We start from the raw sequence: 19,982 nt of genomic DNA, 5'->3' as shown, positions 1-19,982 counted from the left end.
AAAGGACCTGACATGACAGACATTTCCAAGCGCACCCTCGTCAAGATGGTGGCCCTGAGCGCTGTGGCTGCCGCCGCATTGGTGGGCTGTGGCAAAAAAGAAGAAGCGCCCAAGGCCGAGGCTCCTGCTGCTGCGCCCGCCAAGCCCGAGCCTCTGAAGGTGGCGTTTGCTTATGTCGGCCCGGTGGGCGACGGCGGTTGGACCTTTGCACACGACAACGGCCGCAAGGAAGTCGAAAAAGCGTATGGCGACAAAGTGGTCACCAGTTTTGTTGAAAAAGTGCCAGAAAGCGCCGATGCGGAGCGCGTGATCCGCGACATGGCCGCCCAAGGCAATAAATTGATTTTTGGCACCACTTTCGGTTACATGGAGCCCATGCTCAAAGTGGCTGCAGACATCAAAGACGCGAAGTTTGAGCACGCCACGGGCTACAAAACCGCCGAAAACATGCGCACTTACGACAGCCGCACCTACGAAGGCGCGTACATGGCCGGTGTGATCGCGGGCAAGATGACCAAAACCAACGTCTTGGGCGTGGTGGCTTCCATCCCAATCCCCGAGGTGATTCGCAACATCAACAGCTACACCATGGGCGCCCAGTCGGTCAACCCCAAGGTCAAGACCAAAGTGGTGTGGGTCAACGAGTGGTTCAACCCACCGAAAGAAACCGAAGCCGCGACATCGCTGATCAATGGTGGTGCGGACGTGTTGATGCAAAACACCGATTCTTCGGCCGTGTTGCAGACCGCCGAAAAATTGGGCAAGCGTGCCTTCGGCTGGGACTCCGACATGACCGCCTACGGTCCCAAGGCCCACTTGGGTTCGGCCGTGATCAACTGGGGCCCTTACTACGTCAAGGCCGTGGGTGAAGCCCTGGAAGGCAAGTGGAGCACTGGCCAAAGCTGGTGGGGCGTGAAAGAAGGTGCGATCGACATGGTCAATGTGGCCGCTGACGTGCCAGAAGACACCAAAAAGAAGGTCGATGAGATCAAAGCCGGTCTGAAAGACGGCAGCTTCGCCATCTGGAAAGGCCCGATCGTGGACCAGGCCGGTAAAGTGATGCTGGCCAAAGATGCGGTGGCCGACGACAAGTTCCTGGGTGGTGTGATGTTCTATGTCAAGGGCGTGGAAGGCAAGATTCCTGGCGGCAAATAAACCCTCGGGTCCATGCCGGCCGTGGGCCGAAAACCAGAACCGCCTGGCGCCAGTCAGGCGGTTTTTTCATGCGCGCTTGGCCCCTTGGCGACGGCTAAACTGCGCCGATTTGATACGCTGGACGCTGTCTCGCACCTTTCAAAGGCCAAGTTGTGTTCAACCATCTGGAAACCTCTAGCGCAACCCCCAAGGGCTGGCGACAAATTCGCGTTGACTTTGGCAGCACCTATGCGGCCAACGCGCTGATTGGCTTCATTTTTGCAGCCACAGGTCCCGTGGCGGTGATCTTGTCGGTGGGCACGCGTGGCGGTTTGTCACCCCAAGAACTGGCGTCCTGGGTGTTTGGGGTGTTCTTTGTCAATGGCTTGGTCAGCTTGCTCATGAGCTGGCGCTACACCACGCCGCTGGCGTTTGGTTGGACGATTCCCGGCACCGTGCTGGTGGGGCCTGCTTTGCAGCACCTGACTTTTCCCGAGGTGATTGGTGCTTTTTATGTGACCAGTGCCTTGGTCTTGTTGCTGGGCCTGAGCGGCTGGGTCAAGCGGGTCATGGCGGCACTGCCCATGCCCATCGTCATGGGCATGGTGGCTGGGGTGTTCTTGCGATTTGGCCTGGACATCGTCCGGGCACTGCAAAGCGATGCGGCCATCGCAGCGCCGATGGTGGCCGTGTTCTTGTTGTTGTCGGCGCGGGCCGATTGGGGCAAGCGCCTGCCGCCTGTTATCGGGGCGTTGTTGGTGGGGGCTTTGGCCGTGGCGCTGTCGGGCCGACTCGACGCTTCGGCCGTGGGGCACTTGACTTTGGCACAACCGGTCATTCAAACGCCCGCTTGGTCCTTGGCGGCGTTGTTGGAACTGGTGGTTCCCTTGGCCATCACGGTCTTGGTGGTGCAAAACGGGCAGGGTGTCGCCGTGCTTAAAAACGCTGGACACGAGCCACCGGTCAACATGATCGCTGTGGCCTGTGGTTTGGGCGCAGCCCTCAGCGCCGTGTTTGGGGCCGTCAGCACCTGCCTGACGGGGCCGACCAACGGCCTGCTCACGTCCTCAGGGGACAAGCCTCGCCATTACACAGGGGCCTTGATGTTCGGCGTGCTGGCCTTGTTGTTTGGCCTCATGGCGCCCACCTTCACCGGTTTGATGTTGGCCGCACCCAAAGAGTTCATCATGGTGCTGGGCGGTCTGGCCATGTTGCGCGTTTTGCAGGGCGCGTTTGTGGCTTCATTTGGGGCGGGCCGATTTTCCTTGGGCGCCTTGGTCAGTTTGCTGGTCACGGTGGCCGACATCGGCTTGTTCAACATCGGTGCAGCTTTCTGGGGCTTGGTGGCCGGGTTCGCGGTGTCGTGGTGGATGGAGCGCGCCGATTTTCAGAGCCGTTGAAGATCTTGGGATGTACACCATGTGCATATGCTAAATACAAAAATGGCTCTACTGTCGGTATTTGACGTCATCTGTGTGCTTCGGCGTCAAAAATAGGCCGTTGATGCAGCGTAAGGTGTAAGCTGTGAGAGTGATTTCTAACGGAATCAAATCAAGCCAAATACCGAGACACCATAAGTCCTATGCTGGAACGCTTCATTCAAAACAAGCAACTCGATGCGGCCAAACTGAGTGCCAAAAAGCTGCTGAGTGCTCGGGGAGAGGCCAATGCGCAGAGCATGGCCGTGAAACTGATCGACCACTACGAGCACCTGGACAAGCGCAGCCAGATCGAATTTTTCCATTTCCTGTCCAGCCAGTTCAACCCGGACCCGGCCATGGTTCTGGATGCCGCTAACAAATACAACGCTGAACGCAACGAGGCCAGCCTGATTCATTTGTGCCAGACCGTCGAGCCACCCCGTCAAGAGCTGCTGCGGCGCGTGAACCGAGCGCCTGCGGGCACCTCGATCATTTTGAAGATGCGTCAGACCTTGCTGACCTATCTGAAAGAGCACCCGGCTTTTGCGGCCACAGATGCCGACATGCACCACCTGCTCAGCTCATGGTTCAACCCCGGCTTTTTGGAGTTGCACCAAATCACCTGGAACTCGCCAGCCCAGTTACTTGAGAAAATCATTGAGCACGAGTCGGTGCATGCCATCGATGGCTGGGACGACTTGCGCCGCCGCTTGCAACCGGACCGCCGCTGTTTTGCATTCTTCCATCCACAACTGCCGGGTGAACCCTTGATTTTTGTCGAGGTGGCCTTGGTGCCCGGCATCGCCAAAGACATTGCGGGGCTGATCAACAAACAGACCCCGGTGGGCGAACCCAAAAGTTTCAAGGCCGCTATTTTTTACTCCATCAGCAATTGCCAACCCGGCCTCAAAGGCGTGTCCTTGGGCAACTTTTTGATCAAGCGTGTGGCGCAAAAATTGATTGAGGAGATGCCCTTCCTGAAAACCTTTTGCACCTTGTCACCCATTCCCGGTTGGAGTGCATGGCTGGACGCAGGTGCGCCTTTGCCCGAAGATAAACTCAGCGCGGTGCAGCGCCGCAAATGGCATGAAGCCCAAAAAACCCTGTCGGTGGGTGGCATGAACTGGGCCGATCGCCTGAAGACCGGCTGGCACCCCGAGCGCTGTGCCGATGATGAAAAAACCGCCATCTTGCGCCTGTGCGCCCTTTACCTGATGCACAAGACCCCCGAAGCCCGGGGCGATGCGGTGGGCAAGTTCCACCTGAGCAATGGCGCGACCCTGCACCAGATCAATTGGGCCGCTGACCTGTCCAAAAAAGGGCTGCAACAGTCAGGCGGCCTGATGGTCAATTACCTTTACGAGCTGGACAAAGTGGAGGAGCAGCACGAGGCCTTCAGCCAAAAGACGGTCAGTTTTTCACGCGCCGTGGACAAGCTGGTTTGACAAGGCGCACAGTGTCCGAAGGCGCGGCGCGCTGACAGTTTGCTTCGGGCCTTTGTCAAGCAGAAGACAGGCTTTGAATGTGATTCTGATAGTCTGAATCTATCTTTTATTTCTATCGGAAAATTTGACGTGAACCCTCTGTCCTTGAACCAAGCCTCACTTATTTTGCAAGGTGCCATCGCGGCGGCTCGCGCGGCCCATTACAAACCCATGGGCATTGTGGTTTTGGATGCCTCCGGGCAATTGGTCGCGTTTGCGCGTGAAGACGGGGCCAGCATGTTTCGCTTTGACATTGCGCGGGGCAAAGCCTGGGGCGCTGTGGGCATGGGCTCGTCCAGCCGCGCATTGGCTGAACGGGCCAAGGACAATCCCAACTTTTTCGTGGCTTTGGCCGCGACGGCCGAAGGCAAGTTTTTGCCTCAACCGGGGGCTGTGCTCATCAAAGATGCGCAAGGCCTCATTCTGGGCGCTGCTGGTGCCAGTGGTGGCACTGGCGACGAAGACGAGTTGATCTGCATCGCAGGCATTCAGGCCGCTGGCCTGGTGGCCGGTTAAAGCCATGGCCGCGTGTGGAAAAAGCAAGGCGGTTTTGCCGCGTGTCGGCTTGGTGGGGCTGGGCATCATGGGGGGCACCATGGCCGAGGCTTTGCTGCAACAAGGGTATGTGGTTTGCGGTTCGGACATCGAGCCCAAGGCCCTGGCCCGCCTCCAGCGTGCGGGTGGCCTGTGTTTGAAGAGTGCGGCGGAGGTGGCCGGTCGATCGGATGTGGTGATCGTGTCCTTGTCCACCTCGCAAGCGTTGGCCCAAATCACCGAATCGATCGCCGCAGTGCCCAAGGGGCAATGGCAACACAAGCCCATCGTCATCGAGACCAGTACTTTGCCCATAGAGGACAAAGACGCATGTGCCCAGGCCTTGAGCCGATTGGGCATCACCACCTTGGACGCACCCATCAGCGGTACGGCGGTGCGCATCAAAGAGCGGGCCTGGACGTTTTTTGTCAGCGGCAAGGAAACGGCCTACCGCAAGGTCCTGCCCGTGTTGCAGGTCTTCACCGACAAGGTGTCTTTTGTGGGGCCTTACGGCAACGGCACCAAAATGAAGTTTGCCGCCAACCATCTCGTGGCCATTTACAACGTGGCTTATGCAGAGTCGGTGACTTTGGCGCGAAAAATGGGGCTCAACCCCCAGGACGTTCTTGACCTCTTTGGCAACAGCCCCGTGTTGGGCACCGGTGTCATGCGGTTGCGCATGCCCATGATGCTGACGCGCCAGTACAGCCCGGCGACCATGAAGGTCGAGGTTTGGCAAAAGGACATGCAGGTGATTGGCGACATGGCCAAGTCGGTGGATTGTCCGACGCCACTGTTTTCAACTTGCGCAGCGATTTACACCAGCGCCATGGCCTTGGGGCTGTCGATGGAAGACACGGCGTCGACTGCCGAGGTCCTGTCGGCCATGGCAGGTATTGCGCCCGCCAAGGGCCGTGGCAAGAAACAGCTCAAGCCTTGACCTTGGCTTTGGCTGATGATTTGGCTTTGGCTTTAACGGGGGTATTCACAGGACGTTTGACAACTTTGACCTTGGCCGGGCGAGCCAGTTTCTGGGCCTCTTTTTCCGCTGCTTCGATCAGAGGCAACTCATCGCGAACAGCCTTGTAGGCGTCCAAAGCCGCGGGACCGCCGCAGTACAGGAAGGAGTGCAAAATCAGTTCCCTCAACTCTTCCCGCGACACGCCGTTGCGCACAGCACCCCGCAGGTGAATCTTGATTTCTGCAGGTCGGTTCAAGGCGATGCACATGGACAAAGTGGCCAAACTGCGCTCTTTCAGGGTCAATCCAGGTCGAGTCCACACTTTGCCCCAAGCGAACTCGGTGGCCAGTTCCTGAAAAGGCATGTTCAGGTCATCGGCGTTGGCAAATGAGCGCTCGACATAGTCATCCCCCAGCACCTTTTTGCGCATGGCCAAGCCTGCTTGGTAGCCCTCGGATCGGGCTGGAGGGCCGGACTTCTTGGTCGTAATAGCTTTCATCTTGGTTTTTCTTTCAATCTGCTTTGATGTTGGCCGAGCGCACGACGGCGCCCCATTTGACCATCTCGTCTTTGATGTAGGTGGCAAATTGCTCAGGTGTGTCCCCCACAGGCAAGGCGCCTTGCTGGTTCAATTTTTCGGCCACATCGGGCAGTTTGAGAATGTCCACAATTTCACGATTCAACCGCGCCACAATGTCTTTGGGCGTTTTGGCGGGGGCCACGATACCGACCCACGAATAGGCCTCATAGCCGGGCAAGCCGCTTTCTGAAATCGTGGGGATGTCGGCCAGAGACGGCACACGTTTGGCGCTGCCCACTGCAATCGCTTTGAGCTGACCAGTCTTCACCTGGTTGATCACGGACGGGATGCTGCTGTAAAGCATCTGGACTTGTCCTGCCAGCAAATCGGTCAAGGCCGGGCCTTGTCCTTTGTAGGGCACATGCACTGTTTGCACGTTGGCCATGGCGTTGAACAACTCGCCCGCCAAGTGGCCTGAATTGCCGCTTCCGGGGGATGCAAAAAACAACTGTTTGGGTTTGGATTTGGCCAGATTGATCAACTCCAGCGTTGTTTTGGCTGGAACGGACGGGTGCGTGACCAGCAACAGTGGAAAGTTGACCATGTTGGTGATGGGTGAAAAATCCTTCAGCGGGTCGTAGGGCAGTTTGTCGTAAAGGCTGGGGTTCACGGCCATGGGCCCTGCTGCTGCAACGGCCAAGGTGTAACCGTCTGGCGCCGCTTGCATCAGCGCTTGCAGACCCACAATGCCGTTGGCCCCTGCGCGGTTGTCCACGACGACTTGCTGACCCAGTCGGTCGTTGAGTTTTTGCGCAACCACGCGTGCAATGACATCATTGCCACCCCCGGGGGGAAAGGGCACGATGATCCGGATGGGCTTGTTGGGGAAGGCTTGCGCCATGACAGGTTGAGACAAGGTTAGGGCCAGGCTGCCCATCAGCCCCAGCAGGGCTTTGGTGATGGAAATCATGTTCACTCCAATGCGGTATAACAATGCGATGGCTTATCCTTGCACAAAGCCGGATCAGACCTGTACTCTTGGCGACAAAGCAGGGCCGAATGATTGGAAAATCAGGGTTTACCTTCACAGTACGATGTTCCATCGTTCGCAACGCCCAGGCACCCCAATTCGGGATGCATCACACAGGATTGACCATGTTCAAAGTCCACGCCGTCCCTTCCAGTCGCTTGCCTGATTTGCTCCAGGCCATGCCCAAGGCCGAGTTGCACATCCACATCGAAGGCTCCCTGGAGCCCGAGCTGATCTTCGCTTTGGCCAAGCGCAATGGGGTGACCTTGCCTTATGCCGATGTGGCGGCCTTGCGCAACGCCTACGCGTTCACCAACCTGCAAAGCTTTCTGGATCTGTATTACGCCGGGGCCAGCGTGCTGCTGCACGAGCAGGATTTTTACGACATGGCCTGGGCCTATTTTGAAAAAGCCGCTGCCGACCATGTGGTGCGGGCGGAGCTGTTTTTTGACCCGCAAACCCACACGGCCCGGGGCGTCGCCATGGCGTCGGTCATCGAAGGCCTGCATCGCGCCTGCCGCGATGCGCAGGCCAAGCTGGGCATCAGTGCCGATTTGATTTTGTGTTTTTTGAGGCACCTGTCCGAGGACGAAGCGCTGGCCACGCTGGAAGAAGCCATGCCTTGGCGCGATCGCTTCATCGGTGTGGGCTTGGACTCGAGCGAGGTGGGGCATCCGCCCGAAAAGTTTGCCCGGGTGTTTGCCCAAGCGCGTGCGCTGGGGCTGCATTTGGTGGCCCACGCGGGGGAGGAAGGCCCGCCCGCTTACATTTGGAGTGCGCTTGACACCTTGCAGGTGGAACGCATCGACCACGGTGTGCAGGCCATCCACGACGTTGCGCTGATGAAGCGCCTGGCCGATGGCCGCATGCCACTGACCGTTTGCCCGCTGTCCAACCTCAAGCTGTGTGTGTTCAAGAATCTGGCCGACCACAACCTGGGCCAGATGCTGGATGCAGGCCTGTGCGTGACGATCAACTCAGATGACCCCGCCTACTTTGGCGGCTACCTCAACGAGAACTACCTGCAGACTTTTGCCGCGCTGCATTTGAGCGCGCAGCAAGCTTACAAATTCGCGGCCAACAGCATCGAGGCGAGCTTTGCCCCCGAGGCGGACAAGCACCGATGGATGCATGAGCTCAAACGGTGCTTTCAAAGTTTTTCAGAGCAGGATTAAGAACCGCGGCACCCTTGATAAAATCTATTCCCTAAGCCCGCCGCCCCGGCGGGCTTTGTTGTGTTCAATTTCCGGGGCCATGTAGAGGACTACCATGTATAAAAACCTCGCAGCCACGCTCGTGGCCGCCTGCTTTTTTCTTCCGATCGCCCAGGCTCAAACGTCTGCGCCAATTTCAACCCCGACTTCAAAAAAAGCGAACGAGCCGATCAAGGCCGGTTTTGTCTATGTCTCGCCCATCACCGAGGCGGGTTGGACCAAACAGCATGATGATGGCCGCAAGGCCGTTGAGAAGGCTTTGGGTGATCAAGTAAAAACCACCTGGGTGGCCGATGTGGCGGAGGGTGCTGATGCCGAACGCGTGATCCGTGATTTGGCGCAGCAGGGCCATCAGATCATTTTCACCCCCAGCTTTGGCTACATGGAGCCCACACTCAAGGTGGCCAAAGACTTCCCGAATGTGAAGTTTGAATCGGTCACGGGCTTCAAAACGGCTGCCAACGTGGCGGCTTCAAACGCCCGGTATTACGAAGGCCGCTATCTGGCCGGCATCGCGGCCGGACGCATGACACAGACCCACGTTGCCGGTTATGTGGCGGGCTTTCCGATTCCCGAGGTACTGCAAGGCATCAACGCTTTCACATTGGGCATGCGCTCGGTCAACCCGAAAGCCACTGTGAAGGTGGTCTGGCTGAACGCCTGGTTTGACCCACCCAAAGAGCGTGAAGCGGCCATGGCCTTGTTCAACCAAGACGTGGACGTGATCGCCTTTCACACCGGCTCCACAGCGGTGATGGCCGCCGCGCAAGAACGCGGCAAGATGGCCGTGGCCTACCACTCCGACATGCGCAAAATCGGACCGGATGCACAGATCATCGCGGTCACGCACCAGTGGGGTAACTACTACTCGGCCCGCGTGAAGGCCGCCATGAATGGGAGTTGGACATCGGGAACGGTCTGGGGTGGCGTCAAGGACGGCATGATCCGCGTGGGCGACTTTGGCCCCAAAGTGCCCAAAGCGGTTCAGGACGAGATCTTGACCCAGCAAAAAGCCATAGGCACGGGCAAGCTCTTGCCATTTGTCGGGCCCATCACCGACAACGAGGGCAAAGGGGTTGCGCCTGCTGGCCAAGCCTTGAGCGATGCCCAGATTTTGGGCATGAACTACCTGGTGCAGGGCGTGGTCGGCCGCATCAGCCGTTGAGATGTCCGCTTGGGCCAAAGTGTCCGGGCAAGACCCTAAAATAGCGCGATTGACACAAAGGCACAGCATGAGCATCAAGAGCGACAAATGGATCCGCCGCATGGCTGAGCAGCACGGCATGATCGAGCCGTTCGAGCCTGGCCAAGTCCGGCAAAACGCCGCTGGCCAAAAGATCGTGAGCTACGGCACCAGCAGTTATGGCTACGACATCCGCTGTGCGCCCGAGTTCAAGGTGTTCACCAACATCTACAGCACGGTGGTTGACCCGAAAAACTTCGACGAGCGCAGTTTTGTGGACATCGAAGGCGATGTCTGCATCATCCCGCCCAACAGTTTCGCACTGGCCCGCACCGTGGAGTATTTCCGCATTCCGCGCAATGTGCTGACCATTTGCCTGGGCAAAAGCACCTACGCCCGTTGCGGCATCATCGTCAACGTCACGCCTTTTGAGCCTGAGTGGGAAGGCTACGTGACGCTGGAGTTCAGCAACACCACCCCCTTGCCCGCCAAAATTTACGCCGGTGAGGGCTGCGCCCAGGTGCTGTTCCTCGAGAGCGATGAAGTCTGTGAAACCAGCTACAAGGACCGGGGCGGCAAGTACCAAGGCCAAGTGGGTGTGACATTGCCCAAAACCTGAGGTCCCAAACCCGGTTTTTGGCCTGTCACCCCAAAATGCGACAATAGCGGGTTAATGACCGACTCTTTTTCCAATTTATCGCTGGCGCCCACGCTGGCACGAGCCGTGGCCGAAATGGGCTACGAATCTATGACCCCTATTCAGGCCCAAGCCATTCCGGTGGTGTTGACGGGCCAGGACGTGATGGGCGCAGCCCAGACCGGCACAGGGAAAACGGCGGCGTTTTCGCTGCCCTTGCTGCAGCGCCTGCTCAAACACGAAAACCCTTCCACTTCACCCGCACGCCATCCGGTGCGTGCCTTGGTGCTGCTGCCCACGCGTGAGTTGGCCGACCAAGTTGCCCAACAAATCAAGATGTACGCCAAGTACACCCAACTGCGCAGCGCCGTGGTATTTGGTGGCATGGACATGAAGCCCCAGACTTTGGAGCTGAAAAAAGGTGTCGAGGTGCTGGTGGCCACACCTGGCCGTTTGCTGGACCACATCGAAGCCAAAAACGCGGTCTTGAACCAGGTCGAGTACGTGGTGCTCGACGAAGCCGACCGCATGCTGGACATCGGCTTTTTGCCCGATTTGCAGCGCATCCTGAGCTTTTTGCCCAAACAACGCACCACGCTGTTGTTTTCGGCGACGTTCTCGCCCGAGATCAAGCGCTTGGCAGGCAGTTATTTGCAAAACCCCATCACCATCGAGGTGGCGCGTCCGAACGAAACGGCTTCGACCGTGGAGCAGCGGTTTTACGCCGCACAAGACGACGACAAGCGTCGCGTGATCCGCAAGGTGCTGGACGATCGGGGCATCAAGCAGGCGTTCATCTTTGTGAACAGCAAACTCGGCTGCGGCCGTCTGGCCCGCTCACTCGAACGCGAGGGTTTGCGCACGGCGGCCTTGCACGGCGACAAGAGCCAGGACGAACGCTTGAAAGCGCTTGAAGCCTTCAAACAAGGCGAAGTCGATTTGCTGGTCTGCACCGATGTGGCTGCGCGCGGCTTGGACATCAAGGACGTGCCGGCGGTGTTCAACTTTGACGTGCCTTTCAACGCCGAAGATTATGTGCACCGGATTGGCCGCACGGGACGTGCCGGCGCTTCCGGTCTGGCCGTGACCTTGGTCAGCCCTTCGGACACGCGTTTGGTGGGCGATATCGAAAAGCTGATCAAGAAAAAGCTGGAAGTGGAAACCTTGCAGCTGGACACTCGGCCTGCAGGCCCGCCTCCTGAGAAGTGGGGTGATCGGGCCGAAGACCGCCCGCGTGCTCGCGCTTTTGAGGGCCGTCGCCGTGAGCACGACCCCCGTGATGCGCTAGATGTGCCTCACGAGCGACGCGGCGGCTTTCGCCCTGCGCCTATCAATCGCGATCCCTTCTTCCAAAAGCCTTACGAGGCAGCGGCCACCGACGCGCCCCCCAGCTGGGAGCCCAGCGGTCCCAAAACGGTTCGATCGTCGATTTCGGCCAACATCAAACCCAAACGCAAGGTAGCGGCCTTGTTCAAGTCCGGCGAGTGATCGCATGCAGGGGTGTTTGCCCACCGGACGAATGCTGGTGGGCTTGATGGGGCACAGGTCCCGGTCTTTGGCGGGGCTTCAAACGCATGTCATGTGAGGATGTCAAAATCGCCCCATGCGCGATACTTTTCCTCATCTCCCACATTCTTTTTCCCAACAGTCTTTGATGGGCCAAGAACCGGCTTTGTCGCTTGGCTTTGTCTCCTCTGCGGCCTTTTTGCTGTGCACCTCTGGCTTTGCCATGGCACAAACACCGTCGACAACCGATCTCGGACAAATCGACATCCGCAGCACCCGTAACAATGACACCGAAGCGCGGCAAGAGTCCACGGCCTCCAAAATTGTGATCGGCCGTGAGGAGATCGAAAAACAAGGCGATGCCACACTGGGCGATGTGCTCAAGCGTTTACCGGGCGTGACGGTACAAGGCGCGCCTGGCCGAGGCGGAGCCATCCGCATGCGAGGTTTGGGTGGGGGCTATACCCAAATTTTGCTGGACGGGGAGCGCATGCCGCCGGGTTTTTCCGTCGACTCGCTGACGCCCGAGCAGGTGGAACGCATTGAAATTTTGCGCGCACCCACTGCCGAAACCGGCGCCCGGGCGATCGCGGGCACCATCAACATCGTGCTGCGCGAAGGCCGCAAAGCCACCCCGGACGATTTGAAAATCACCCGCAGCCAAGAGTACGGTCAAGACTCGAATATGCTGAACTGGGTGCACAACCTGAGCACGGCACCCGTGAGCGGCACGTTCACGCTGTCGGCCATGGACAACCAGCGTGCCGACCAAAGCTTGATCGAGATCGATTCGGATTACCGCGATGACCAAGTCCGCATGGCCGAGTTTGCGGGCCGTCGGCAAGGTGTACACGCCAACGCCCGCTTGCAATGGAAAGGCGAGCAGGGCAAAACTCTGACCTTGACGCCTTTTTTGATTTACTCCGAGTACGCCGCCCAAGGCCGTATCGATGCACGACGGCTTTCCTCAGCAGCCATAACCGACACCGCTTTGACCGACAACGAGAGCCGATACGCCGCCGCACGCCTGAATGGTCAATGGGGCCAGCGTTTGTCGGCCGATGACCGATTGGAGGTCCGCTTTGGACTGGGTCAGGCCAAGTACGACCAGCAGATCACCCAGACCGCTGTTGCCAGCACGGGACTCTTGTCCAACGCATTGGATGAGCAACGCTTCACCGACCGCAGTGCCAGTCTGAATGCCAAGTGGACCCGTGTTCTGGACAGTGGTCACCAGTGGGTGACCGGGCTGGAGCACGAAGGGGTGCGGCGTGTCGAGGAAGCGAGTGCGGGTGCGGGTGACGAGAGTGGCAACTTGAAGGCTCGCACAGCCCGATGGGCGGCTTACACCCAAGACGAATTCAAGATCAACCCGAATTGGTCTGCCTATGCGGGTGTTCGGTACGAGAGCATCCTGACTGAGGGGCAGGTGAGTGACACCGCTAAAAGCAACCAAAGCCAGGTGTGGACCCCATTGCTTCATGCGATGTGGAAGCCTGATCCTGCCAAGCGCGACCAAGTGCGCATGAGTCTGACGCGCAGTTACAAGACCCCGACGCTGTACAACATGGTGGCGCCGTTGCGTTACTCGCGCGATTACCATCCGGATGTCTTTCCCAGCAACGTGCCCACCCAGCCCGACCGTGTGGGCAACCCCGACCTGCGGCCCGAGTTGGCCACCGGCATTGAATTGGGATTTGAGCGCTATCTGCAAGGCGGAGGTGTGCTCAGCGCCAATGTGTTCCGTCGCAATATTCAAGACCTGATCCGTTACCAGACCCAGTTGCAGACGGTGTCCTGGTCCAACCAGCAGCGCTGGTTGTCCAGTCCCCAAAACGTGGGTGATGCCATCACCCAAGGTGTGGAGCTGGAAGCCAAATTCCGTTTGAACCAAGCTTGGTCCTCGGCTTGGCCAGTGGACATCCGCAGCAACGTCAGTTTCTTCCGGTCCAAGGTGAAAGAGGTGCCTGGACCTGATAACCGTTTGGACCAACAGCCCAGTATGACTGCCAACTTCGGGGGTGACTACCGCTTGAGGGGCATGCCACTGACGCTGGGGGGCAACGTCAACTGGAACCCTGACTACGACACGCGACGCAGCCAAGAGCAGTGGTCCTACCAAGGCGTCAAGCGCGTGGTGGACGTGTATGGCCAATGGCGGTTCTCGGCCGCGACCGCCTTGCGTCTGACCATCAGCAACCTTGTGCCCCGAGATTACGAAACCGCCACCACGTTCAATACGGGCGTCCAGCAAGAGACGGCCCGCACCACCGACCGCAATTGGCAAAACATCCAGCTTCGCCTCGAGATGAAAATTTAAACAGGAGACGCACATGCCCATCCAAGACGCCGCATGGCACGACCGCATGTACAACAACCGGGCTCTGGTGCCCGATTTTGCAGACCACTTTGCGCACTGGAAGAATGCTTCCGTGCTAGCGCGTGAGACCCTCAAGCCTGTGTTGGACCTGCCTTACGGCGAGGGTTTGGGTGAAACCCTCGACATCTTTCCTGCCGCTCGGGCGGATGCGCCCGTGGTCATCTTCATCCACGGGGGCTACTGGCGCAGCCTGGACAAATCCGACCATTCTTTTGTGGCCCCGGCGTTGCGCGAGATGGGCGCTTGTGTGGTGGTGGTCAATTACGCCTTGTGCCCTGGCACCGAGGTCCAGCCTGTGACGGTCCCGGATATCGCGCGGCAAATGGCCAAGGCCTCAGCCTGGGTCTGGCGCCACATCGCCGAGCATGGCGGTGACCGGCAGAACATCACGGTGATCGGCCATTCTGCAGGAGGGCACTTGGCGGCCATGCTGCTGGGCTGTGACTGGAAAGCTGTGGGGCGCGATCTGCCTGCGGGCTTGGTGCGCAAAGCCATGTCCATCTCGGGGCTGTTTGATCTGGCACCTGTGCGTAAAACGCCTTTTGTCCGGGGCGATTTGCGCCTGACCCCGGCCCATGTGCGCATGGCCAGTCCGGCCAAATGGCAGCGGCCGCGAAAGGGTGTTTTGTTCACCTTGGTGGGGGGTGATGAGAGCCCGGAATTTTTGCGACACAACCGCTTGATTCATCAAGCGTGGGGCCCCAAGACCGTTCCTGTTTGTGAAGAGTTGCCTGGCCTGAACCACTTCAGCGTGGTGACGGACCTCACGCGAGTGGGCACACGCCTGAACATCTTGGCGCAGACCTTGATTGACCAAAAGCCTGTCTGAGCCTGGGGCATCGAATCAAAAAGGGCAAGCCATTGGGCTTGCCCTTTTTGTGGCGTTGATGGACCGCTGCTGAGGGATCAAGCGGGCAAGAACCTTTCCACCAGAAGCGACCAATAGGCCGAGCCCACAGCCACATTCTTGTCGTTGAAGTCGTAGCCCGGGTTGTGCACCATGCATGCCCCGTGACCGTCGCCCGAACCATCGCCGTTGCCGATCAGCAAATAGCTGCCTGGTACCTCTTCGAGCATGAAGGCGAAGTCTTCGCTGCCGTTCAGAGCGCGGCCTTGGCGCATCACTTTGTCGGCACCCACCAACTCCTCAGCCACATCGCGGGCGAAATCGGTTTCGGCCAGGTGATTGACCAGCACCGGGTAGCCGCGTTGGTAGTCGATGTCGGCTGTGACGCCATAGCTTTGGGCTTGCGCATGGACCAGTTCGGTGATGCGTTTTTCAAGCAGGATGCGCACATCGCGGTCCAGTGATCGCACGCTGAGTTTGAGCGTGGCGGTCTGTGGAATCACATTGTTGGCCACGCCCGCATTGAACGCGCCCACCGTGATGATGGCCATTTGTTGTGGGTCAACGTTGCGGGCCACGATGCTTTGCAGGCCAATGACGATGGCCGAGCCTGCTACCACTGGGTCCACAGACACATGCGGCATGGCACCGTGCCCGCCCTTGCCATGCAAGGTGATGGTCACGTTGTCGGACGAGGCCATGGCCGAGCCATCGCGCAAGACCAAGTGGCCTTGCGGGTGGGTGGGCATGTTGTGCATGGCAAAGATGGCGTCGCACGGAAACTGCTTGAACAGGCCGTCTTCCATCATTTTCTTGGCCCCGCCCAAGCCTTCTTCGGCGGGCTGAAAAATCAGGTTCACGGTGCCCGAGAACGCGCCTTTTTGCGCGATGTGCTTGGCCGCCGCCAGCAGCATGGCGGTGTGCCCATCGTGGCCGCAGGCGTGCATGATGCCCACATTGCAGCTGGCATAAGGCAGGCCGGTGGCCTCGTCAATCGGCAAGGCGTCCATGTCGGCGCGGATGCCGATGCTTTTGGGGCCCGAGCCTCTTTTGAGCTGACCGACCAAACCGGTGCCGCCCAAACCGCGCGTGACTTGGTAACCCCAGGCGCTCAGTTGCTCGGCCACCAGGTCACTGGTGCGGTACTCCTTGTAGCCCATCTCCGGGTGCTTGTGGATGTCACGGCGAACCGCGATGAATTCATCTGCATGGGCTTGCAGGGCATGCAGTTTCTCGTGCAAAAAAGCTTCGCTGGGGGCGTTCATGGCAGGACCTCGTTTCAAAGTGAGTCATTAAGCCTGCAGGTTAATCGATTTGGCAATCGCGCGGTAGCGCTCGATTTCCCCAGTGTAGATCCGGGCCAGTTCGGCAGGGTTGCGCGAGGGCAAGACCACATTGCCACTGGCTTCCAGCGCCTTGCGGGTTTCTGGGGCGTCGGCCGAAGCATAAAAAGCCTTGTTCAAGGTGTTCACCACGGTGTCCGGCGTGTTCTTGTGGACTTGGACCCCAGCCCAGATATCGAATTCCATGGCTTCCAGCCCTTTCATGGCTGCCATGGCCGGGAACTGTTTGAACAGCGCATGTGGGGTTTTCGAGGTCACGGCCAAGCCCTGAACCTTGCCGTCGATGAGGGTTTGTGGGATCGAGCCGGCCATGGGCAAGAAAGCCATGTCGATTTGGCCCCCCATCAAGTCAGACAGCAGGGGAGCAATGCCCTTGTAGGGCACGTGCAGCATCTCCACTTTGGTGATTTGAGAGAACTTTTCGCCAATCAGGTGGTACAGCGAACCAGGGCCCACGCTGCCGTAGCTCAGCGGTTTGTCGTTGTTTTTGCGTGCCAGAGCCAGCAGTTCATCGACCGTCTTGACGTTGAGCGAGTTGCGCACGGCCAGGATCGTGTTGGTGGTGGCAAATTGCGCGACCAGTTTGAAATCTTCGGATTTGTACTTGACGCCCTGGATGGCCATGGGCGCCAGCACCAGTTCCATGGGGCTGCCCAAGCTCAGGGTGTAGCCGTCGGCAGGTGCGTTGACGAGTTTGGCCATGCCGATCGCGCCGCCAGCCCCACCGATGTTTTCAATGACCATCGTTTGCCCCAGTTTGGCGGCCGCTTCGGGCTGCACCTTGCGAGCGAAAAAGTCAGAGGGACCGCCAGCTGGGTAGGGCACGATCAGGTTGATCGTTTTCGCGGGATAGGTTTGCGCTAGGGCAGGGCCAAAGGCGTTGGTGACCACGACCAGGCTGGCGAGAAGGTGTTTGATGTTCATGATGTCACCGTTCGTTTCAAGGTTCTGCATGGTTCAACTGACCATGAGGACATCGTAAAAACGCTAAATCAATGTGTCCAATGACTTATTTTCCTGATATTCATTCGTAAAATGAATGCATGAACCTCCGGCACCTTGAGCATTGGCTGGCACTGGCCGAAACCGGCTCCTTCAGCCGTGCGGCAGAGAAGCTGCACATCACCCAGTCGGCCCTGAGTCGAAGCATCCAGGCGCTGGAGGACGACTTGGGCGGAATGCTGGTGGACCGGGTCGGCAAAAAAAACGAACTCACACCCTTGGGCCGCGCGGTGATGGAGCGGGCGCGGCGCATCGTGCATGAGGCCCATGAACTCCAACAAGGGGCCGCCTTGCTCCAGCAAGGGGGTTTGGGCACATTGCGGGTGGGCTTGGGCTCTGGCCCCGGCGCGATGCTGATGACGCCTTGGCTGGTCTACATGGCCAGACACCATCCCACGGTGCAGGTGACGGTCTCACGCGGGTCCACCGAGCTGCAATTGACCCAGTTGCGCGAAAGGCAACTTGATGCTCTGGTGGTGGACATGCGGCGGGTAGAGGCCGCGCCGGACTTGAAAATCACGCATGTGGTGGAGATGCGTGCAGGCTTTGTGTGCCGCCAAGGGCACCCTTTGCTCAGCCTTCACCCTGGAGGTGTGCCCTTTGAAGCGGTGCTGTCTTTCCCCATCGCCTCCATCCAACTGTCACAAGAGGTGGCCCGTTTGTTGGTGGACCACTATGGACCGCAGGCGAACCCGGCACAAATGACCACTTTGCAGTGCGAGGACATCGCCAGTTTGCTCGATGTGGTGAGACAAACCGATGCGATTTACCTGGGCATCGTGGGGGCCGCGCGGGAGGGCTTGGTCCAAGGTCGTTTGGTGGAGTTGGGCATGAGCACACCCTGGCAAGGCCAAGCGCGGCTGGCCCTCATCACACTGGCGGGCAGAACCGAGTTGCCCGTCATGTCGGTGTTTCGCGACTTTGTCCAAAAGCATTTGATCGATTGACGGTCTCAAAGGAATTAGGATGCAAGAGTGGCTGGGCCCCATGGGGGTGGTTTTGCTGGGTTACACCGTGCTGGGGTTGACCGGCTTTGGCTCCGCGCTGGTCATCGTGCCGCTTCTGGCCTGGCAATGGCCCTTGCCCGAGGTGGTCGCGCTGACGCTGCTCATGGATGTGCCCGCTTCGGCCTTTCACAGCGGTCTGAACTGGCGTCAGGTGCAGTGGCGCGAGTTGCGACGCCTGCTGCCCGCCATGGTGGTGGGTACCTTGTTGGGCTTGTGGTTGATGCGCTATTTGCAGGCCAGCTGGCCCTTGTTGTTGCTCGGTTTGTATGTGGCGAGCGTGGGATTCAATGCCTTGCGCCCCAAGTCTTTGGCCAAATGGGCACCGCCTGCACCCTACTGGGCCTGGCCGGTGGGGACCGCCATTGGCTTGGTCGAAATGCTGTTTGGCACCGCAGGCCCGCTCGTGGTGGCTTGGCTCAGCCGCCGTTTGGCCGATGTTCAGCAAATGCGGGCCAGCACGCCCATGGTGATTTCGGTCGCCGCCAGCACCGTGTTGGTTGGCATGGCCTGGGATGGGCGATTGGCCAGTGAGGTGCTGTGGCAGCGCTGGATGGTCTTGATGGGCGTGGCCTTGGCCGGCGTTTGGCTGGGGCACCGCCTGGCCCACCGTGTTCCCGTGGCCAGGCTAAGGCAGATCATTTGCGCCTTGTTGGTGGTCAGCGGCCTGATGCTGGCCTATGGGGCATTGCGCTGAGACCATGGGGCTGAGACCCCCAAAGGGCGTCTGCAGTGTCCTCTTTCTGCAACCCAGACAGGGTCACATCAGCAGGTGTTCACCTGCGTTGTCGCCGCCCAGGGTCACATAGTTCACTTTGCGGATGTCCATCAGCTTGGTGCCGCCCGAATAGCTGATCGAGCTTTGCACGTCCTGCTCCATCTCGATCAGCGTGTTGGCCAGCTTGCCCTTGATCGGCTCCAGAATGCGCTTGCCTTCGACGTGTTTGTATTCGCCCTTGTTGAAGTCGGATGCCGAGCCGTAGTATTCCTTAAACAGCTCGCCATCGACCTCCACTGTTTTGCCGGGCGACTCTTCGTGGCCCGCAAACAGCGAGCCGATCATGACCATGCTCGCGCCAAAACGGATGCTCTTGGCGATGTCGCCGTGGCTGCGGATACCGCCATCGGCAATGATGGGTTTGGTGGCCACGCGTGCACACCATTTCAGCGCAGACAACTGCCAGCCGCCGGTGCCAAAACCGGTCTTGAGCTTGGTGATGCACACCTTGCCGGGGCCCACGCCCACTTTGGTGGCGTCAGCGCCCCAGTTTTCCAGGTCGATCACGGCCTCGGGCGTGGCCACATTGCCCGCGATCACGAAGCTGTTGGGCAGTTTGGCCTTGATGTAACCAATCATGTCGCGCACGCTGTCGGCATGGCCGTGGGCGATATCGATCGTGATGAATTCAGGCACCAGATTCGCCGCGGCCAACTCGTCGACGGTCGCACGGTCAGGGGCCTTGACGCCCAGCGAGATGGAGGCGTAAACCCCCCTGGTGTACATGTCGCGCACGAACTGGACGTTGTCCAGGTCAAAGCGGTGCATCACGTAAAAGTAGTTGTTTTGCGCCATCCACAGGCAGATGCTTTCGTCCACCACCGTCTTCATGTTGGCAGGCACGACCGGCAGGCGGAAAGTGCGACTGCCCAAGGCGACACTGGTGTCACACTCGGAGCGGCTTTCCACGCGGCACTTGCGTGGCAAAAGCAGGATGTTGTCGTAGTCAAAAATTTCCATGAGAAAACCAAGCTCCAAAAAGGAATCGTTGAAAGGAACGAATG

The 19,982-nt window shown here is 59.0% G+C and carries 18 protein-coding genes; 13 read left to right on the top strand and 5 right to left on the bottom strand.

All coding sequences use genetic code 11. The features are described 5' to 3' along the window. The first annotated feature begins 12 nt into the window (after positions 1-12). The 5 genes from Q0O19_RS00690 to Q0O19_RS00670 all read left to right on the top strand — a co-directional run bounded on the left by Q0O19_RS00690 (position 13) and on the right by Q0O19_RS00670 (position 5,513). The gene (locus Q0O19_RS00690; RefSeq protein ID WP_295518952.1) at positions 13-1,155 is read left to right on the top strand and encodes a BMP family ABC transporter substrate-binding protein; all 1,143 of its coding nucleotides are present in this window, start codon (positions 13-15) and stop codon (positions 1,153-1,155) included. A 152-nt stretch (positions 1,156-1,307) separates the two neighbouring features. Beyond that, positions 1,308-2,534: a benzoate/H(+) symporter BenE family transporter gene (locus Q0O19_RS00685; RefSeq protein WP_295518949.1), complete on the top strand. Its 1,227-nt coding sequence runs from the start codon at positions 1,308-1,310 to the stop codon at positions 2,532-2,534. 182 nt (positions 2,535-2,716) lie between these two features. Continuing rightward, complete coding sequence (locus tag Q0O19_RS00680) at positions 2,717-4,000, top strand: malonyl-CoA decarboxylase (RefSeq protein ID WP_295518946.1); 1,284 nt, start codon at positions 2,717-2,719, stop codon at positions 3,998-4,000. Positions 4,001-4,129: 129 nt separating this feature from the next. Beyond that, positions 4,130-4,555, top strand: coding sequence for a heme-binding protein (locus Q0O19_RS00675; RefSeq protein ID WP_295518943.1), 426 nt, complete (start codon positions 4,130-4,132; stop codon positions 4,553-4,555). Between the two features lie 4 nt (positions 4,556-4,559). Next, positions 4,560-5,513, top strand: coding sequence for an NAD(P)-dependent oxidoreductase (locus tag Q0O19_RS00670; RefSeq protein ID WP_295518941.1), 954 nt, complete (start codon positions 4,560-4,562; stop codon positions 5,511-5,513). Here Q0O19_RS00670 and Q0O19_RS00665 read toward each other — a convergent pair. Both Q0O19_RS00665 and Q0O19_RS00660 read right to left on the bottom strand, forming a co-directional pair. Then, positions 5,503-6,033 (bottom strand): carboxymuconolactone decarboxylase family protein, encoded by a 531-nt coding sequence (locus Q0O19_RS00665; protein ID WP_366939013.1) that lies wholly within the window; start codon positions 6,031-6,033, stop codon positions 5,503-5,505. The two genes, Q0O19_RS00670 and Q0O19_RS00665, sit on opposite strands and share 11 nt — an antisense overlap. A 13-nt stretch (positions 6,034-6,046) precedes the next feature. Continuing rightward, positions 6,047-7,024, bottom strand: a complete 978-nt coding sequence (locus Q0O19_RS00660) for a tripartite tricarboxylate transporter substrate binding protein (protein WP_295518938.1) — start codon at positions 7,022-7,024, stop codon at positions 6,047-6,049. Between the two features lie 185 nt (positions 7,025-7,209). On the opposite strand from Q0O19_RS00660, the gene Q0O19_RS00655 reads away from it, so the two are divergent. From Q0O19_RS00655 to Q0O19_RS00630, 6 genes are all read left to right on the top strand, one after another. Then, entirely contained in the window at positions 7,210-8,259 is a 1,050-nt protein-coding gene (locus Q0O19_RS00655) for an adenosine deaminase (protein ID WP_295518935.1), read from the top strand. Between the two features lie 94 nt (positions 8,260-8,353). Further along, the gene (locus Q0O19_RS00650; protein WP_295518932.1) at positions 8,354-9,463 is read left to right on the top strand and encodes a BMP family ABC transporter substrate-binding protein; all 1,110 of its coding nucleotides are present in this window, start codon (positions 8,354-8,356) and stop codon (positions 9,461-9,463) included. A 67-nt stretch (positions 9,464-9,530) separates the two neighbouring features. Further along, complete coding sequence (dcd, locus tag Q0O19_RS00645) at positions 9,531-10,100, top strand: dCTP deaminase (RefSeq protein WP_090043381.1); 570 nt, start codon at positions 9,531-9,533, stop codon at positions 10,098-10,100. A 54-nt stretch (positions 10,101-10,154) separates the two neighbouring features. After that, the gene (locus Q0O19_RS00640) at positions 10,155-11,606 is read left to right on the top strand and encodes a DEAD/DEAH box helicase (protein WP_295518926.1); all 1,452 of its coding nucleotides are present in this window, start codon (positions 10,155-10,157) and stop codon (positions 11,604-11,606) included. Between the two features lie 166 nt (positions 11,607-11,772). Continuing rightward, positions 11,773-13,944 carry a TonB-dependent receptor gene (locus tag Q0O19_RS00635; protein WP_295518923.1) on the top strand — a complete coding sequence of 724 codons (2,172 nt, stop codon included), beginning with the start codon at positions 11,773-11,775 and terminating at the stop codon, positions 13,942-13,944. 13 nt (positions 13,945-13,957) lie between these two features. Further along, positions 13,958-14,833: an alpha/beta hydrolase gene (locus Q0O19_RS00630; RefSeq protein WP_295518920.1), complete on the top strand. Its 876-nt coding sequence runs from the start codon at positions 13,958-13,960 to the stop codon at positions 14,831-14,833. Positions 14,834-14,910: 77 nt separating this feature from the next. Here Q0O19_RS00630 and Q0O19_RS00625 read toward each other — a convergent pair whose 3' ends face one another. After that, complete coding sequence (locus Q0O19_RS00625) at positions 14,911-16,116, bottom strand: M20 aminoacylase family protein (protein WP_295518918.1); 1,206 nt, start codon at positions 16,114-16,116, stop codon at positions 14,911-14,913. Positions 16,117-16,143: 27 nt separating this feature from the next. Continuing rightward, positions 16,144-17,118 carry a tripartite tricarboxylate transporter substrate binding protein gene (locus tag Q0O19_RS00620; RefSeq protein WP_295518915.1) on the bottom strand — a complete coding sequence of 325 codons (975 nt, stop codon included), beginning with the start codon at positions 17,116-17,118 and terminating at the stop codon, positions 16,144-16,146. A 119-nt stretch (positions 17,119-17,237) separates the two neighbouring features. Here Q0O19_RS00620 and Q0O19_RS00615 point away from each other — a divergent pair, with 119 nt between their 5' ends. Further along, complete coding sequence (locus Q0O19_RS00615) at positions 17,238-18,143, top strand: LysR family transcriptional regulator (protein WP_295518912.1); 906 nt, start codon at positions 17,238-17,240, stop codon at positions 18,141-18,143. A 19-nt stretch (positions 18,144-18,162) separates the two neighbouring features. Continuing rightward, on the top strand, positions 18,163-18,897 hold the full coding sequence (locus Q0O19_RS00610; protein ID WP_295518909.1) for a sulfite exporter TauE/SafE family protein: 735 nt from the start codon (positions 18,163-18,165) through the stop codon (positions 18,895-18,897). Positions 18,898-18,960: 63 nt separating this feature from the next. Here the strand turns inward: Q0O19_RS00610 and Q0O19_RS00605 are convergent, their stop codons facing one another. Beyond that, positions 18,961-19,938 (bottom strand): GMP reductase, encoded by a 978-nt coding sequence (locus Q0O19_RS00605; RefSeq protein WP_295518906.1) that lies wholly within the window; start codon positions 19,936-19,938, stop codon positions 18,961-18,963. Positions 19,939-19,982: the final 44 nt, after the last annotated feature.

This window comes from Limnohabitans sp. Rim8 (assembly GCF_945869175.1).
GTDB lineage: Bacteria > Pseudomonadota > Gammaproteobacteria > Burkholderiales > Burkholderiaceae_C > Limnohabitans_A.
This window is presented reverse-complemented; position numbering and strand designations above follow the sequence as displayed.